General features: G+C 70.8%; 17 protein-coding genes. 14 read left to right on the top strand and 3 right to left on the bottom strand.

Features of this window, described 5'->3' with window-relative positions:
* The first annotated feature begins 146 nt into the window (after window positions 1-146).
* From GA0070624_RS20320 to GA0070624_RS20280, 9 genes are all read left to right on the top strand, one after another.
* The gene (locus GA0070624_RS20320) at window positions 147-1,694 is read left to right on the top strand and encodes an ABC transporter substrate-binding protein (protein ID WP_218105226.1); all 1,548 of its coding nucleotides are present in this window, start codon (window positions 147-149) and stop codon (window positions 1,692-1,694) included.
* 62 nt (window positions 1,695-1,756) lie between these two features.
* Window positions 1,757-2,725, top strand: coding sequence for an ABC transporter permease (locus GA0070624_RS20315; RefSeq protein ID WP_218105225.1), 969 nt, complete (start codon window positions 1,757-1,759; stop codon window positions 2,723-2,725).
* Between the two features lie 49 nt (window positions 2,726-2,774).
* Window positions 2,775-3,665, top strand: coding sequence for an ABC transporter permease (locus tag GA0070624_RS20310; RefSeq protein ID WP_218105224.1), 891 nt, complete (start codon window positions 2,775-2,777; stop codon window positions 3,663-3,665).
* On the top strand, window positions 3,662-4,567 hold the full coding sequence (murQ, locus tag GA0070624_RS20305; protein ID WP_091343392.1) for an N-acetylmuramic acid 6-phosphate etherase: 906 nt from the start codon (window positions 3,662-3,664) through the stop codon (window positions 4,565-4,567). Before GA0070624_RS20310 ends, murQ begins: the two co-directional genes overlap by 4 nt.
* An 11-nt stretch (window positions 4,568-4,578) precedes the next feature.
* Window positions 4,579-5,742 carry an anhydro-N-acetylmuramic acid kinase gene (locus GA0070624_RS20300; protein WP_218105223.1) on the top strand — a complete coding sequence of 388 codons (1,164 nt, stop codon included), beginning with the start codon at window positions 4,579-4,581 and terminating at the stop codon, window positions 5,740-5,742.
* Window positions 5,739-6,713: an ABC transporter ATP-binding protein gene (locus GA0070624_RS20295; protein WP_091343388.1), complete on the top strand. Its 975-nt coding sequence runs from the start codon at window positions 5,739-5,741 to the stop codon at window positions 6,711-6,713. Before GA0070624_RS20300 ends, GA0070624_RS20295 begins: the two co-directional genes overlap by 4 nt.
* Window positions 6,714-8,285 (top strand): RNA-guided endonuclease TnpB family protein, encoded by a 1,572-nt coding sequence (locus tag GA0070624_RS20290; RefSeq protein ID WP_218105222.1) that lies wholly within the window; start codon window positions 6,714-6,716, stop codon window positions 8,283-8,285.
* On the top strand, window positions 8,285-9,280 hold the full coding sequence (locus GA0070624_RS20285; protein WP_091343383.1) for an ABC transporter ATP-binding protein: 996 nt from the start codon (window positions 8,285-8,287) through the stop codon (window positions 9,278-9,280). The genes GA0070624_RS20290 and GA0070624_RS20285 overlap by 1 nt, the downstream gene beginning before the upstream one ends.
* On the top strand, window positions 9,277-9,807 hold the full coding sequence (locus GA0070624_RS20280) for a GNAT family N-acetyltransferase (protein WP_176731792.1): 531 nt from the start codon (window positions 9,277-9,279) through the stop codon (window positions 9,805-9,807). The genes GA0070624_RS20285 and GA0070624_RS20280 overlap by 4 nt, the downstream gene beginning before the upstream one ends.
* A gap of 19 nt (window positions 9,808-9,826) precedes the next feature.
* On the opposite strand, the gene GA0070624_RS20275 is transcribed toward GA0070624_RS20280, so the two are convergent.
* The 3 genes from GA0070624_RS20275 to GA0070624_RS20265 form a co-directional block, all read right to left on the bottom strand.
* Complete coding sequence (locus GA0070624_RS20275) at window positions 9,827-10,324, bottom strand: CBS domain-containing protein (RefSeq protein WP_091343379.1); 498 nt, start codon at window positions 10,322-10,324, stop codon at window positions 9,827-9,829.
* Between the two features lie 3 nt (window positions 10,325-10,327).
* Window positions 10,328-10,531 (bottom strand): rhodanese-like domain-containing protein, encoded by a 204-nt coding sequence (locus GA0070624_RS34895; RefSeq protein ID WP_176731791.1) that lies wholly within the window; start codon window positions 10,529-10,531, stop codon window positions 10,328-10,330.
* A 201-nt stretch (window positions 10,532-10,732) separates the two neighbouring features.
* Window positions 10,733-11,911, bottom strand: a complete 1,179-nt coding sequence (locus GA0070624_RS20265) for a CaiB/BaiF CoA transferase family protein (RefSeq protein WP_091343375.1) — start codon at window positions 11,909-11,911, stop codon at window positions 10,733-10,735.
* 75 nt (window positions 11,912-11,986) lie between these two features.
* On the opposite strand from GA0070624_RS20265, the gene GA0070624_RS20260 reads away from it, so the two are divergent.
* The 5 genes from GA0070624_RS20260 to GA0070624_RS20240 all read left to right on the top strand — a co-directional run bounded on the left by GA0070624_RS20260 (window position 11,987) and on the right by GA0070624_RS20240 (window position 15,908).
* Entirely contained in the window at window positions 11,987-12,313 is a 327-nt protein-coding gene (locus GA0070624_RS20260; protein ID WP_091343372.1) for a DUF4326 domain-containing protein, read from the top strand.
* Between the two features lie 326 nt (window positions 12,314-12,639).
* Window positions 12,640-13,047, top strand: coding sequence for a hypothetical protein (locus tag GA0070624_RS20255; RefSeq protein ID WP_091343370.1), 408 nt, complete (start codon window positions 12,640-12,642; stop codon window positions 13,045-13,047).
* A gap of 13 nt (window positions 13,048-13,060) precedes the next feature.
* Window positions 13,061-13,732, top strand: a complete 672-nt coding sequence (locus tag GA0070624_RS20250) for a zinc metalloprotease (RefSeq protein ID WP_091343368.1) — start codon at window positions 13,061-13,063, stop codon at window positions 13,730-13,732.
* A gap of 145 nt (window positions 13,733-13,877) precedes the next feature.
* Window positions 13,878-14,261 (top strand): hypothetical protein, encoded by a 384-nt coding sequence (locus GA0070624_RS20245; protein ID WP_141715105.1) that lies wholly within the window; start codon window positions 13,878-13,880, stop codon window positions 14,259-14,261.
* Between the two features lie 15 nt (window positions 14,262-14,276).
* Window positions 14,277-15,908, top strand: coding sequence for an amidohydrolase (locus tag GA0070624_RS20240; RefSeq protein ID WP_091343366.1), 1,632 nt, complete (start codon window positions 14,277-14,279; stop codon window positions 15,906-15,908).
* Window positions 15,909-16,025 lie beyond the last annotated feature (117 nt).

The raw sequence follows: 16,025 nt of genomic DNA, 5'->3' as shown, positions 1-16,025 counted from the left end.
CTCGCGCCCGCACTCCGGAAACTATTGACAGCGCTCCGTAACGCCTCGATACTCGGTCGCCGGGCGTACGGCTGCCAACGGCGGCGGAGAACGCAGCGCCCATGACACTCGCGGCGATCCGGCCGTGGCATACGGAGGGAAGGAACGTGAAGCTCCCCAGCGCGCTGAGCTCACCAGCGACCAGGTGTCTGGTGGCCGTCGCGGCCGCCGCCCTCGTCGCGACGGGCTGCTCCAGCGGCACACCCGGCAAGGAAGGCTCGGCCGGCGGCGGCACCCTGGTCATCGGCTACACCGCCGACCCCAACACGCTCGAACCATGGAAGGCCACCCAGTTCCAGGCGGTGCGTCTGCTCGAGCAGATGTACAGCACGCTCACCGAACTCGACGGCGACCTCAACGTCGAGCCCGGTCTGGCCGAGAAGTGGCAGTACTCCGACGGCAACAAGACGCTGACCCTGACCCTGCGTAAGGGCGTGAAGTTCCACGACGGCAAGGAGTTCAGCTCCGCCGACGTCAAGTCCTCCATCGAGCGGATCCAGAAGCCGGAGACCGCGGCGGTGGCCGCGGCCACCGTCAAGTCGATCCAGTCGGTCGAGGCACCCGACCCGCAGACCGCCGTGCTGCACCTGACGGCGCCGGACGCCGGACTGCTCGCCGGCCTCGCCACCACCAACCTGGCGATGCTGTCCAAGGACGACACCCCGGAGGCGGTCGGCAAGAAGCCCAACGGCACCGGCGCGTTCAAGTTCGACAGCCGCACGGCCGGCCAGTCGGTGAAGCTGACCGCCAACGGCGACTACTGGGGTGGCAAGCCGAAGCTGGCCGGCCTCGAGTTCCGCATCATCCCGGACCAGACGTCCGTCGTCGCGGCCCTGCAGTCCGGCAACGTCCAGTTCGCCACGCTCGACGATCCGCTGGTGGCCAAGTCGGCCGAGGGCAGCGGGCTCAAGGTGACCAAGACGCCGAGCCTGTCGTACCACGTGCTGCAGCTCAACGCCCGCAAGGCGCCGCTGGACAAGCGGGACGTACGGCTCGCCATCTCCTGTGCGATCGACCGCAAGCAGGTGCTGGACACGGCCGCTCTCGGTGAGGGCGAAGTGACCGGGCCGATCACCTCCCCGGCCTACAAGTCCGACCCCGACGCGCGCCCCTGCCCCAGCCGGGACGTGGCCAAGGCCAAGCAGTTGCTGGCCGGCGCCGGCCTCGCCAACGGCGTCACCATCCCCGCGATCGTCTCCCAGGGCGAGTACGCCACCTCCGTCAACGAGGCGCAGAACCTGCAGGCCCAGCTCAAGGAGGCCGGCATCAACCTCACCCTGCAGACGCTGGAGTCCGGCGCGTTCGTGGACAAGTGGGTCGCCGCCGACTTCAGCGCGGCCGTGGCGCTCAACGGCGGCCGGCCGGACCCCGACGGCATGTACGGGCGCTACTTCACCAGCACCGGCAACCTGAACAAGGTCGCCGGCTACTCCTCGCCGGAGCTCGACAAGCTCTTCGCCGAGGGGAAGGCGACCACCGACGCCGCCAAGCGCAAGGAGATCTACACCCAGGTTGCCCGGCACCTGGAGGACAACGCGGCATGGGTGTGGCTGTTCTCCAGCTACAGCTACACCGCGACCACCCAGGGTGTCTCCGGCTTCACCCCGCTGGCGAACGGCTCCCTGCAGAACCTGCGCGAGATCTCGCTGCAGTGACCGCACGACCTGCCGGGCGGTGCGTGCACCGCCCGGCAGGACCCTCACTCAAGGAGGTGCCGGTGCGGTCCATCGCACGTCACCCGCTGCTCCGCAGGCTCGTGGAGACGGTGCTCACCCTCTTCGGGGTCGCGGTGCTGGTCTTCACCACCCTGCGGGCGATTCCCGGCGACGAGATCACCGCCACCCTCGGCACCGAGGCCGCCGGGCTCAGCGCCGAGCAGCAGGAATCCCTGCGCGCGTACTACGGCCTCGACCAGCCGCTGGTCCTGCAATTCTTCTCCTGGCTGGGCAACGTGCTCACCGGCAACCTCGGCTTCTCCCGCCGAGCCGGCGCCTCGGTCCTGGAGATGACCGCGAGCGCCCTGCCGGTCACCATGGAGCTGGCGGTCCTGGCCACCATCATCGGTCTGCTGATCGGGGTGCCGCTGGCCATGCTCTCCGCGTCGCGCGCCAACGGCATCCGCGACGGGTTCGGCCAGCTCGTCGGCCTGGCCGCCCTGTCCGTGCCGAACTTCCTCCTCGGCGCCGCGCTGCTCACCGTGATCTCCAAGTACGCGCACTACAACCCCAACGCCCAGGGTTTCGCGCACCTCACCCAGGACCCGCTGCTGAACCTGCAGCAGATGCTCTTCCCGGCGGTGGTGCTCGGCTTCGGCCTCGCGGCCCCGATCATGCGTACCGCGCGGTCGGCGCTGCTGGAGGTGCAGACCCAGGACTTCGTCCGCACCGCCCGGGGCAAGGGCGTCGCACCGTGGCGGCTGCGGGTGCGCCATGTGCTGCACAACGCGCTGAACCCGATCGTCACCATGACCGGCATCCAGTTCGGCTACCTGCTCGGCGGCGCCGTCGTGGTCGAGCAGATCTTCTCCGTGCCGGGCCTCGGGCGGCAGGTCCTCGGGGGAATCCAACAGAAGGAGTACGCCGTGGTGCAGAGCACCGTGCTGGTGATCGCGACCACGTTCGTCGTGGTCAACCTCCTCACCGACCTGCTGTACCGGGTCATCGACCCGCGGGTGCGTGCCGCATGAGCCGGCGCAGCTGGTACGGAACTCGTGGCCTGCGCGGCGGAGCGCCGGCGTGACGGCCGCAGTTGCCGGGCAGCAGGTGCCGGTCGCTGCACCGCCGACCCGCGCGGCGGCGTGGCGGCGGCTGCTGCGCAGCCCCGCCGGTCTGGTCGGCGCGGTGCTGGTGGCGCTCGTCGTCGCCGCCGCGGTCACCGCCCTGCTCGGGATTACCCCGTACGACCCCATTGCCCAGCACCCGCAGGCCCGCCTGCAGCCGCCGTCGGCGCAGTACTGGTTCGGCACCGACCAGTTCGGCCGCGACGTCTTCTCCCGGTCGCTGGCCGGCGTGGGCAACTCACTGCGCGTCGCCGTCGTCGCGGTCTTCCTCTCCGCCCTCGTCGGCACCACCGCCGGCATCTGCGCGGGTTTCTACGGTGGCAAGGTACGCGGGCCCGTGCTGGCCGTGACGAACGTGCTCTTCGCCTTTCCGCCGCTGCTGCTCGCGCTGACGCTCGCGGCCACGTTCACGCGCAACTGGCTGACCATCGCGATCGCGATCGCCATCGTCTACGTGCCGATCTTCGTCCGGGTCAGCCGCGGGCCGGTGCTGTCGCTGCGCGAGACCGACTTCATCAAGGCGGCCCGGGTGCTCGGCATCCCGACCTGGCGGATCCTGCTGCGTCACCTGCTGCCGAACCTCGCCGCCATCGTCATCGTGCAGGTGACGCTGTCGCTGTCCTGGGCGGTGCTCACCGAGGCCGCGTTGAGCTTCCTCGGCCTGGGCAGCCCGCCACCCGCGCCATCGCTGGGGTCGATGGTCTTCGACGCCAAGATCCTGGCCGGTACGGCCTGGTGGAACCTGGCGGCCCCAGGTGCCGTCATCGTCATCTTCGTGGTCGGGCTGAATCTGCTCGGCGACGGGCTGCGCGACGCCCTCGACCCGAGAAATGGACGCAACGCATGACGGATCGCCTTGGTGACCTGTTGACCGAGCAGGTCGACGACCGGTACGCCGGCCTCGACACCGCCTCGGTCGCCCAGTTGGCGGCGGTCATGAACGACGCCGACGCGACCGTGCCCGGCGCCGTGCGTGCCGCGCTGCCGCAGATCGTGCCCGCCATCGAGGGGATCGCCGACCGGCTGGCGGCCGGCGGCCGGCTGGTCTACGTCGGGGCGGGCACCGCCGGCCGGATGGGGGTGCTCGACGCGTCGGAGTGCCCGCCGACGTTCAGCACCCCACCGGACCTGGTGCGCGCGGTCATCGCAGGCGGCAGCGAGGCGTTGCTCGCGGCCAAGGAGGGCGTCGAGGACGACGAGGCGGCCGGTGCGGCGGTGATCGCCGAGTGCGCGATCACGGCCGCCGACGCGGTCGTCGGTATCTCGGCGAGCGGCCGTACCCCGTATGTCCTGGCGGCGGTGCGGGCCGCCAGGGAGCGGGGCGCGCTGACGATCGGGCTGTCGTGCAACGCCGGCACGCCGCTGAGCGCCGCCGCCGATCGGGCGATCGAGGTGCTCGTCGGCCCCGAGGTGCTGGCCGGCTCGACCCGGCTGAAGGCGGGCACGGCGCAGAAGTTGGTGCTCAACATGATCTCGACGATCTCGATGATCAGGCTGGGCAAGACGTACGACAATCTCATGGTCGATCTGCGGGTGACCAACGCCAAGCTGCGCGACCGGGCGGTCCGCATCATCCGGCGGGTCACCGGAGTCCCCCGCTCGGAGGCGGAGGCGGCGCTCGACCGTGCCGATCTGGATGTCAAGACGGCGATCCTCATGCTCGACCGCCCGGCCGACGCGGCGGACCCCCGCCAGCGGCTGGCCGCGAGCGGCGGTCGGCTGCGGGAAGCGCTGGAGGCGGGCGCGTGAAGGTCCTGGGCATGATTTCCGGTACGTCCCACGACGGCATCGACGTGGCGGCTGTCGACTTCACGCTGCGAGACGGGCTGCTGCACGGCACCGTCGACTACGCGGGTAGCTCGCCGTACCCGGAGGAGCTGCGCGTCCGGCTGATGCGGGCCCTGCCCCCGTCGGCGCTGACCTTCGCCGAGGCGTGCGAACTGGACACGCTGATCGGTCGGGCGTTCGCCGAGGTGGCCGCCGACGCGGCCGAGCGGGCCGGTGGGGTGGACCTGATCTGCTCGCACGGGCAGACCGTCTACCACTGGGTGGAGGGGCGACAGGTGCGGGGCACCCTGCAGATCGGGCAGCCGGCCTGGATCGCCGAGCGCACCGGGATCCCGGTCGTCGCCGACGTACGGGTGCGCGACGTGGTCGCCGGGGGTCAGGGCGCGCCGCTGGTGTCGCTGATGGACGTCATGCTGCTGTCCGGCCTGCCGAGCCGGCCGGCGGCCCTCAACCTGGGCGGCATCGCCAACATGACCGTGCTGCGGCCGATCGGTGGCGGCGGTCCGGTGGCCTACGACACCGGGCCGGCGAACGCCCTGATCGACGCCGCCGTCGTGCGGGCCAGTGACGGCCGGCTGCGGTACGACGAGGACGGCCGCCTCGCCGCCGCCGGCCGGGTGGACGACGCCCTGCTCACCGAGCTGCTCGCCGAGCCGTACTACCGGCTCGACCCGCCGAAGACCACCGGCAAGGAACTGTTCCACGCCGACTACCTGGCGGAAGCGCTGACCGGGCACCCCGGTCTGTCGGACGCGGACGTCGCCGCGACCCTGACCGCGCTGACCGCGCAGACCGTCGCCGACCAGGTACGCCGGCACCGGATCGACACCCTGGTCGCCTCCGGCGGGGGCTGCGCCAATCCGACCCTGATGGCGATGCTGCGGGAGCGGCTGACCGGGGTGCGGGTGACGACCACGGCCGAGTTCGGCGCGCCGACCGACACCAAGGAGGCCATCGCCTTCGCGTTGATCGGCTGGCACACCGTGCACGGTCTGCCCGCCACCGTCCCGTCGTGCACCGGCGCCAGCGGCGCCCGGGTGCTCGGCGCCATCGTGCCCGGTGCCGGCCCGCTGCGCCTGCCCGAACCACTGGCCACCGCCCCCACCGGGCTGCGCCTGAGCGGAGCCATCGGATGAACGCCCTTCTCGAGCTTGCGGACCTGCGCGTGTCGGCGCGGTCCGGCGGCGCCGACCGGGAGATCGTGCACGGGGTCGACCTGACCGTGGCGGCCGGGCAGACCGTCGCCGTCGTCGGGGAGAGCGGCTCCGGCAAGTCCCTGACCATGCTGGCCGTGATGGGCCTGCTCGCCGAGCCGCTGCGCGTCTCCGGCGGGACCGTGCGGCTCGGTGACCGCGACCTGACCGCGCTCTCCGAGCGGGAGCTCCGCGCGATCCGTGGCACCGACGCGGCGATGATCTATCAGGACCCGATGACGTCGCTCAACCCGCTGATGCGCGTCGGCGACCAGGTCATCGAGGCGATGACCGCGCACGGCGTGCCGAAGGCCGAGGCGCGCCAACGGATGCTCGACCTGCTGGCCCGGGTCGGCATCCCCGACCCGAAGCGCACCGCGCGGGCCTACCCGCACGAGTTCTCCGGCGGGATGCGCCAGCGGGTGATGATCGCCTGCGCGCTGGCGATGCGCCCCCGGCTGCTCATCGCCGACGAGCCCACCACCGCGTTGGACGTGACCATCCAGCAGCAGATCCTGGCGCTGATCGACGAGCTGCGCCGGGAACTCGGCATGACCACCATCTGGGTCACCCACGACCTCGGCGTGGTGGCGCGCCTGGTCGACCGGGTCGTGGTGATGTACGCGGGCCACGTGGTCGAGGACGCGCCCGTGCGGCAGGTGTTCGCCGCTCCGCAGCACCCGTACACGAAGGCGCTGCTGGCCGCGCTGCCCGACCCGAGCGACGACGCCCGGCCGCCGCTGGCCCAGATCCCCGGACGACCGCCGGCCGCCACCGACCCGGTCGAGGGATGCCCGTTCCGGCCACGGTGCTCGCAGGCCGTCGACGCGTGCGCGACCCGCCCTCCCCTGCAGCCGCGGTTGCAGGGCCGGGCCGCGTGCTGGGTGCCCCCGCACGAGTGGAGGAGAGACTAGTTGTCAAGTTCCTCCGCATACCTGTCTATCGTTTCCTGTTGTGGGCAGCGGCATTTCGAAGACTCCGAAGTGCTTTCCCGGGCTGCGATGCTTGGAGAGGGACGTCAAAGGGGCGGACCTGACGGTGGAGGCTGGCCGGTGAAGGTCACCCGGATCGCGTACTCCACCCGCCTGAACCCGGGCAAGTACGCCGCCCTGGCAGAGCAGGCCCGCCGGTTGGGTCAGGTGCGCAGCGAGGTGTGGCAGCGTTACGGGTCGATCACCGGGGTCGGGTCCGGGCTGAGGGACCGGCAGGTGCGGGACCGCTGGCTGGCTGACGGCACGCACTTGCGGTTCGGTGTGCTGGCGAACGCGTGGAAGGAAACCGTCCGCGACGCGATGGCCGACATCGCGGCGAATTTGGCCTCGGCCAAGGTCGAGGTCCGGCGGGCGATCACCCGGCGCACCAACGATCCGGTCGAGCGCAAGCGGATGTTCACCGCGCTGAAGGCTGACCAGTGGGCCATTGATCCGTTCCTGGCTCGGCAGATGCGCAAGCACTGGAAGCGTGGCCGCAACCGCACGCACGATCAGATCGTCGTGCGCGCCGACCAGTACAACAGCGTCACCGACGCGCGCGGCCGATTATGGCTGGCGGTCCCGGGCCTCGAACGCCGCAAGACGGTCAAGATCCCACTGTCGTCGACCATCGCCCCGACGGGCACTCTGCGGCTGATCCTGCGCGGCGGCCGGGTTGAGGTGCACTACCAAGTCGACGCGTCGGAGATGCGGTCGTCGCAGCGGCCCTGCGGGCAGCGGGCAGTCGGCGTGGATAAGGGCTACACGGAGGTCCTGACCGACTCCGAAGGTACCCACCACGGCACCCGCCTCGGCCAACTGTTGAGCAGTGAGTCGGACCGGTTGAAGGAGCGTAACCGGCGTCGGGCGAAGCTGCGCTCGATAGCGAACAACGCCGCCCTCCGCGGTGACCACGCGAAAGCGCACCGGATCGCGGTCAACAACCTCGGCACGGTCAAACGGGACCGGCAGGCCGCCCGCCACCGCGCCCGGGTGCGTACGGAGATCTTCACCGCCGTGCACCGGGTCGTCGACAAGGCCGCCACCGTGGTCGCCGAAGACCTCGCCAGACGCTTCGCCGGGCGCAAGAAGCTCGGGAAGAACGTCAACCGGCGCCTCGCCGCCTGGACCAAAGGGGTCACCGCCGAGGCCCTAACAAACGTGTCGGAGCGCAGAGGTTCTGCGCTCGTTCACGTCAACGCCGCCTACACCTCACAAACCTGTCACCGCTGCGGCCGGCTCGGCCGACGCGACGGGGACCGGCTTCACTGCAGCCCATGCGGGGTGGTGTGGCAGGCCGACGTGAACGCCGCGATCAACATCCTGCAACGAGCCGGCGACCCCGACATCGCCCTGCACACCCCTCACTACACGGTGAGGCAGATCCTGCAGGACAGGACCGATCGCCACCGGACCAGACTGCCGGTCCAGGACTCCAGCCCGGCCACCATCCGAGCGGAGAGCGAACCATCCGAACCGCTCAAAAACGAGCAACTAGTAGGAAGCAGGAATTGATGCTGACGGCGACCGACCTGGTCAAGGACTACCCGGTGCGGGGCGGCGACGGTGTCGTGCACGCCCTCGCCGGGGTCTCGCTGGCCGTCGGGGACGGCGAGACCCTCGGCATCGTCGGCGAGTCCGGCTGCGGCAAGTCGACGTTGGCCAAGCTGCTGGTACGGCTGGAGGATCCGACCTCCGGCCGGGTGGAGCTGGACGGGGTGGACCTGACCGAGCTGCGGGGCCCGGCGCTACGCCAGCAGCGCCGGCACATCCAGATGCTGTTCCAGGACCCGTACGCCTCGCTCAACCCGCGGCTGCGCGTCGGCCAGGCGCTCGGCGAGGTGCTGTCCGTGCACCGGCTCGCCGACGGCCGGCAGCGCGAGCGGCGGGTGGGCGAGTTGTTGGAGATGGTCGGGCTGGGCGCGCCGTTCGGCGCGCGCTACCCGCACGAGCTCTCCGGCGGGCAGCGGCAACGGGTCGGCATCGCCCGGGCCCTCGCGGTGGAGCCGAAGGTGCTGCTGCTCGACGAGCCGGTGTCGGCGCTCGACGTGTCGGTCCGGGCCGAGATCATGAACCTGCTGGTCGACCTGCGCCGCGACCTCGGCCTCAGCTACGTGTTCATCAGCCACGACGTGGCCATGGTGCGGCACATCAGCGACCGGGTCGCGGTGATGTATCTCGGTCGGGTCGTCGAGGTCGGCGACTGGAAGTCGGTGCTGGACAACCCCCGGCACCCCTACACCGCGGCCCTGTGCGCCGCGGTCCCCGCGCCCAACCCGGAGCTCTCCCAGCCGATCGAGGCCACCGTCTCCGGTGAGGTGCCCAACCCGGCTGCCCCGCCGTCCGGCTGCCCGTTCCACCCGCGCTGCCCGCTGGCGCAGGACGACTGCCGGCGGCTCGACCCGGCGTTGCTGCCGCTGCCGTTGAGCTCCGGCCACCAGGTGGCCTGCCACGTCGCCGCCGAGCAGGTGAGCGACCGGTCGGCGCAGCTCGCACCGTCCGGCTCGTGACGGTGCGGGTCCGCCGGGCGGTAGCGGCCGACGCCGACGCCGCCGGTGCCGTCTTCCTGGCCTGCTGGCACCGGTCGTACGCCGACCTGCTGCCGCCGCGGGTGCGGGCCCGCTACGACGAGGCGAGCGCGGCGGCGCTGTGGCGACGCGTGCTCGCGGCCGCGCCGGACGGCGTGCTCGTCGCCGAGGTGACCGGGCAGGGAGTTCGGGCCGTCACCCGCTTCGGCGTGGACCCGGACGACGCGCGCCGCGGGCACGTGTTCAGCCTGTACGTGCACCCGGACGCCCAGGGTCTCGGTTTGGGTCGGACGCTGCTGCGCGCCGCAGCCGAGGAGTTACGGGCGGCGGACCACGCCACGGCGACGTTGTGGGTGTTCGCGGCAAACCATGCTGCTCGCGCCTTCTACGCGGCGCAGGGCTGGACGCCCGACGGTGGCACCCGGGTCGAGGAGGCGTACGGCGAGCCCGAGGTGCGGCTGCGACGGAACCTGTCCGAAGGCGACGACAGCACCCGCCGACGTCCGTAAGGGACATCGTCGCCATGCCTCACCTGGGCTTGGCGTGACCGTCGTGCCCGGCACCGCCTGTCAAGTCCTGGAGGTGAACCGTGCCCAGCAGGTGCCCTTCCGGGTCGGTGATGATCGCGTAGGTCAGGTGGTGGTCGCGGAGGTCGGATGCGACGCCAGCCAGGGCCAGGTGGGGGCGCAGTGTCGAGAGAACGGGTTCCATCACTTCGTGGGCTGCGGCGCCGGGGGCGGTGGCGAGGGCGGCGTGCCGAAGCCGGCCGAGCAGGGTGCGATCGCTGGCGAGAACGAGAGCGAACCGGTAAGGGGAGGCGTCGACGCGGGCCCGGACGGCGGCGAGCGTCTCGTCAGGCGCGGCGGTGGGGACGTCGTGGCGCAGGCGGCTACCGGCGGTAGGTGCGTTGGCCGCCGCCCCCTCGGTGGGCAGGTTGTGCGCGAGCCAGTCCACCTTGCCCGCAGCGTAGTCGTTGACGTCGGTGAACCCGAGGGCTTCGAGCCGGCACGCGGCTCGTGGGCTCATGTCTCAAAGGCCGTCCCAGCAGTAGACGACCACGGGGCGGGTGCGATGGAGGGCAGCGGTCGTGTCGGGATTGAGGGTCTTGAGGGGGATGTTGACCGCCCCGGGCAGATGCTGGTCGGCGTACTCGACGGCGGGCAGCACCTCGACGAGTTGAGCGCCCGCGCCGAGCAGCGCACGCAGCCGCGACAGATCGACCCGGGCGACCATCAGTTGCCACCTCGACCCTCGGCGTTCCTCGACATACGTGTCTCGAACGCCGCATACCCCGCGCCTCGGGCTGACTAACCACGATCTCGCCGAAGCAGCGGGATGACCACGAGCAGGCCGGCGAGTCCACCGACCAGCGCATCGACGAACCACGGCGCCGCCAGGTCCCATGGCTGGCGGTGAGTTTCCTCGGGTTGGCCATCACACGTCCTGGGTGGGCGGGGCGCTTGGCGCAGGAGCGAGCCAGTTGAGCACCTCTGCGGTGTGCTCACCGAGCCGGGGCGGTGGCCGGTGATAGCCGGCGGGCGTACCGGACAGCGTGATCGGGTTGGCGACCTGCCGGACTGGTTGCGACCGGTCCGGCCCGTCGATGTCCACCACCGGCGCCAGTCCCAGTTCCGTGGCGAGGCCGAAGGCCCCGGCGAGGTCGTTCACCGGCCCGGACGGCACCCCGACGCCGCGGAGCGCCGCGGCCAGGTCGTCGGCGGAACGCAGCGCCGTCCGCTCGGACAACGTGGCGATGAGCGCTTCGCGGTGGCGTACCCGGTTGGCGTTGCTGACGTAGCGCGGCTCCTCGGCGACGGCCGGGATGCCCAGCACCCGGCACAGCGCGGTGAACTGCGCGTCGGTGCCGACCGCCACCGCGAGCGGCCGGTCGGAGGTGGGCAGCAGTTCGTACGGCACGATGCTGGGGTGCGCGTTGCCCAGGATGCCCGGGACCACGCCGGCTGAGACGTAGCCGGATGCCTGGTTGACCAGCGCGGACAGCAACGACGAGAGCAGGTTGACCTCGACGTGCTGGCCGGCGCCGGTGGCCTGGCGGTGACGCAGCGCGGCCAGGATGCCGACCGTGGCGTGCAGCCCGGTGATCACGTCGACCACGGCCACCCCGACCTTGACCGGCTCCCCGGGCTGGGCTCCGGTGACGCTCATCAGCCCGCCGACGGCCTGGACGAGCAGGTCGTATCCGGGCCGGTCGGCGCCGGAGCCGGAGCCGAAGCCGGTGATCGAGCAGTAGACGGCGCCCGGGTTGGCGGCCGCGATGTCGGCGTAACCCAGGCCGTAGCGCTCCATCGTGCCGGGGCGGAAGTTCTGCACGATCACGTCCGCCCGGTGCGCCAGGCCCCGAGCGGTGGCCAGGTCGTCCGGATCGGTCAGGTCCAGCGCCGCCGACCGCTTGTTGCGGTTGACGGACAGGTAGTAGGTGGCGGTGCCGTCGCCGTCGTACGGCGGACCCCAGGCCCGGGTGTCGTCGCCCGCGCCGGGCCGTTCCACCTTCACCACGTCGGCGCCGAGGTCGGCCAGGAGCATGGTGGCGTACGGGCCGGCGAGAACCCTGCTGAAATCGGCGACGAGCACCCCGTCAAGAGCCCCGGGCATGCGGACCACTCCTCAACGACTGGGACGTCGCGGCGCCACCGGCAGCGCCGCGCTGCAGGGTACGTTTGCTGAACCATGCAGGCAACCACGGTCGTGAACCTGAAGGGCCACCGCGACGACCCGGCGTACGCCGACGTGATCTATGTCGGGCGCGCCATGTATCGCGGCGGCTGGCGTCTCCCGGGCTCCCCCTTGTCCAGCCCGTACCGCCCCGGCCCCGACGGCACCCGTGCGGAGGTCCTCGAGAAGTACCGCGCGTACCTGCTCGGCCGCCCCGACCTCCTCGCCCTCCTCCCCGAACTGCGCGGGCGCAGGCTCGGTTGCTGGTGTGTGCCGGAGCGCTGTCACGCCGAGGTGATCGCGGAACTCGCCGACTCGCTGCCGACGTCGAGCCTCCCGTAGCAGGTAAGGCGGATCGAGTTTCGCCGCGCTTCCCACTGAATAGCTCGATTCGCCCTTATGCCGCTCCGTCATTTTTATGACGGAGCGGCATAGGCATCAGTAGCAGAGCGTCCTTGACCCGGTGCAGGGTCGCCGCGTAAACCGTCACCGCCGCGCACGGCTTCCGGGTTGGTCCCACGGATCGAGACACGTGTCAATTTATAGACAGAAGGCAATGGCCGGAAAGGCCGGGAATTCAAGGGCGAGCACCGTTTGTGATCATTGTAAATATGTAGATGTGTAGATAGCCTGAGCCGATCTGTTCGCTGATGGTGGAAGGGACCACTATGCAGCATCGAGAACGGCTCCATGCCCAGATCATCGGGGCGGTGGTCATCGCGTTCGCGCTCATGGCCGCCATCCTTGTCATCTCGGGGCGGTCGGCCGACGCCGCCCGACCGGATCCGGCAACCTATCTGCAGTGCTCCGGGGACCGGTTCATCACGACCGAGGTGACGCACGATTCGACCACGAAGGAGACGCGCACCCCGGGCCAGCTGGCCGACGCCTGGGCCAACGGGATGGCGGGACAGCGTCCGGACTTCCAGCCGGTGGCCCACCGCGACGCCTTCTCCACCGAGAACGGCCGCGACGTGGCCTTCACCAACACCGCGGGGCGAGTCGTCGCGGTGTTGTCCTACGAACGGGACGCCAACCTCGGCTGGCGCCTCGAGTCCGCCATCGAGTGCGCGTGAGGGGAGTCCGGGCGTGAACACCATCAAGATCGTGCGGATCTTCCTGGCGACCCTGCTCGCGGCCGCCGGATTCGTCGTAGTGACGCCGTCCGCCGGGCAGGCGCACACCGTGAGCACCTACTTCACCCGGGGTCGGTGGCCGTCGAACGCCTCAATCGCATACGGCCTCAACACCGGCTTCCCGACCGGCGCCTGGCGCAGCCGAGTGTGGGACGGCAAGGAGCAGTGGAACAACGCGACCAACTCCGGCGAGCCCACCGTCTTCTGGACTCTCGCCGACGACGTCAACCACGGCACGGCCGGCAACCCCTGCGGCATCTCGGGCGTCAACACCGGAGCGGGCTTCTGGAACAACCTCGACTACCTCAGTACGAGCACGTTGGGGGCGACCCGGCTCTGCACCGGCAGCGGCACGATCTACAACTTCACCATCGAGTTCGACAGCACCCGGTCGAACTGGTACAACGGCACCGGCGACAATCCCGGTGGTAACGCCGACTTCTGGAGCACCGCGACCCACGAGTTCGGCCACGCTCTCGGCTTCTGGGAGCACATCGCGGAGAGCGACTCCGCCTGCCCCGACGACAGCACCCGCAGCACCATGTGCCCGACGATCTACAACGGCACCGAGCGCCAACGCACGGTCGCCACGCACGACATCCACACCTACGACGGCGCCTACTGATCCGCCCCGCGCCGGCCGCTGCCGCCCCTCGGGTGGCGGCAGCCGGCGCGGATTGGCGTGAACCGCCGGCCCCACCGGAACGTCCAATCTCAGCTCGGTCGGCAACCTGGCCCCAGGTTGACATGCAGGCTGAAGGGAGCTCTCCATGAGCACATCGACAAGGATTCAGCGCGCAACTCTGGGCGCCCTGGCCGCGGTGACCGCGGCTGCCCTCACCGCGGGCTGCTCAGACAAGGCGGAAGCGGCGGACCCTGAAACCCTACTGGACTGCTCCGGCGGTCAGGTCACCTCGACCAACGTCGATCATGATGACACGACGAAGGAGACGCGGACGCCACAGGAACTGGCGGCGGCATGGGCCGCCGCGCAGGGTGGCGCATTCTCCGGTGGCCGCAAGGTCGCCTACAAGTCCGACGAGCGCACCGACATCACGTTCGCCGACGGGCAGGGCAAGGCGACGGCCGTCCTGTCCTACCGCAACGACGATCGTCTGGGCTGGCGCCTGGAGAAGGCCCTCAACTGCGCCTGACCGAGAGGTGGAAGGTTGACCGAGCACGCCGACCTCGTCATCACCGGCGCCGACGTCTACACCGTCGACGCCGCCCGCAGCTGGTCCGACGCGATCGCCGTACGCGGTGACCGGATCGTCGCGGTCGGCTCGGAGCCCGTGTCCGAGCTCATCGGCGCGCGGACCAGGGTGATCGAGGCCGCCGGCGGGATGGTGCTGCCGGGATTCCAGGACGCCCACATTCACGCGCCCTTCGCCGGGCGCAACCGGCTCCGGGTCTGGCTCAACGATCTGGTGGGCCGGCCGGCGTACCTGGACCGGATCGCGCGCTATGCGGCCGACAACCCCGACCAGCCCTGGATCATCGGTGGCGGCTGGGCGATGGAGTCCTTCCCGGGCGGCACCCCCCGCAAGGAGGACCTGGACGCGATCGTGCCGGACCGACCGGTCTTCCTGTTCAACCGGGACGTGCACGGGGCGTGGGTCAATTCCAAGGCACTCGCGGTCGCGGGCATCACCAGGGACACCCCGGACCCCGAAGACGGCCGGATCGAGCGCGACCCGGACACCGGCGAGCCGACCGGCACGCTGCACGAGGGCGCGGCGTACAGCTTCAACGACCGCTACGTGCCGCTGCCCGGGCGCACCGAGTGGGAGGAGGCCATCCTCAACGCCCAGGAGCACCTGCACTCGTTGGGCATCACCGGATGGCAGGACGCCTGGGTGACGCCCGGCACCCTGGAGGCGTACCGGTCGCTCGCCGCGTCCGGTCGGCTCGCGGCCCGGGTCGTCGGTGCCCTGTCGTGGGACCGGCACCGCGGCCTGGACCAGATCCCCGAGTTCCTCGCCCAGCGCGAGTCCGCGACGGTCGGCAGCTTCCACCCGAGCACGGTCAAGATCATGACCGATGGCGTGCTGGAGAACTACACCGGAGCCCTGCTCGAGCCGTACTGCGACGGCTGCGGCGGTCACACCGACAACCGCGGCCTGACGTACGTCGATGCCGAGCTGCTCGCCGCCGCGGTGACCGAGCTGGACCGGCTCGACTTCCAGGTACACCTGCACGCGATCGGCGACCGCGCCGTACGCAACGGCCTCGACGCGGTCGCGGCCGCCCGTACGGCCAATGGGCGCACCGACAACCGTCACCACATCGCCCATCTGCAACTCGTCCAACCGCAGGACGTGCCGCGCTTCCGGCAGTTGGGCGTGACCGCGAACTGCCAGGCCTACTGGGCGCAGATGGAGCCGCAGATGGAGGAGCTGACGCTGCCGTTCCTCGGCCGGGAGCGGGCGGAGCTGCAGTACCCCTTCGGTGATCTGCTGCGCTCCGGCGCCACCCTCGCCATGGGCAGCAACTGGTCGGTGACGACCGCGAACCCGCTCGAGGAGATCGAGGTCGCCGTGACCCGGATCGACCCGGAGAGCCGCGGCAACACGCCGTTGCTACCGGCACAGGCGCTGCCGCTACCCGTCGCGCTCGCCGCCTTCACCGCCGGCTCGGCGTACGTCAACCACGACGCCGACGGCGGCACGATCGCGGTCGGCAAGCGCGCGGACCTGGCCGTGCTCGACCGCAATCTGTTCGCCGCCGGCGCGGGACTCCCGGCCGACGCTCGCGTCACCCACACGATCGCGAACGGCACCGTCGTCTACGAACGCTCCTGACCACCACTGCAAGATCACCTACAAGATCGACCCGGGCGCTAGTGCCGGTGTCCACTAACGTTCGCCGGGTCGGCCGCAGCTGTGAAAGTGTCGTACCGGTGGTGTTGGCTCGGTTCG

Source organism: Micromonospora rhizosphaerae (assembly GCF_900091465.1).
GTDB lineage: Bacteria > Actinomycetota > Actinomycetes > Mycobacteriales > Micromonosporaceae > Micromonospora > Micromonospora rhizosphaerae.
Note: the sequence above shows the minus strand (reverse complement) of the source record. Positions and strands in the feature narration are given on the sequence as shown.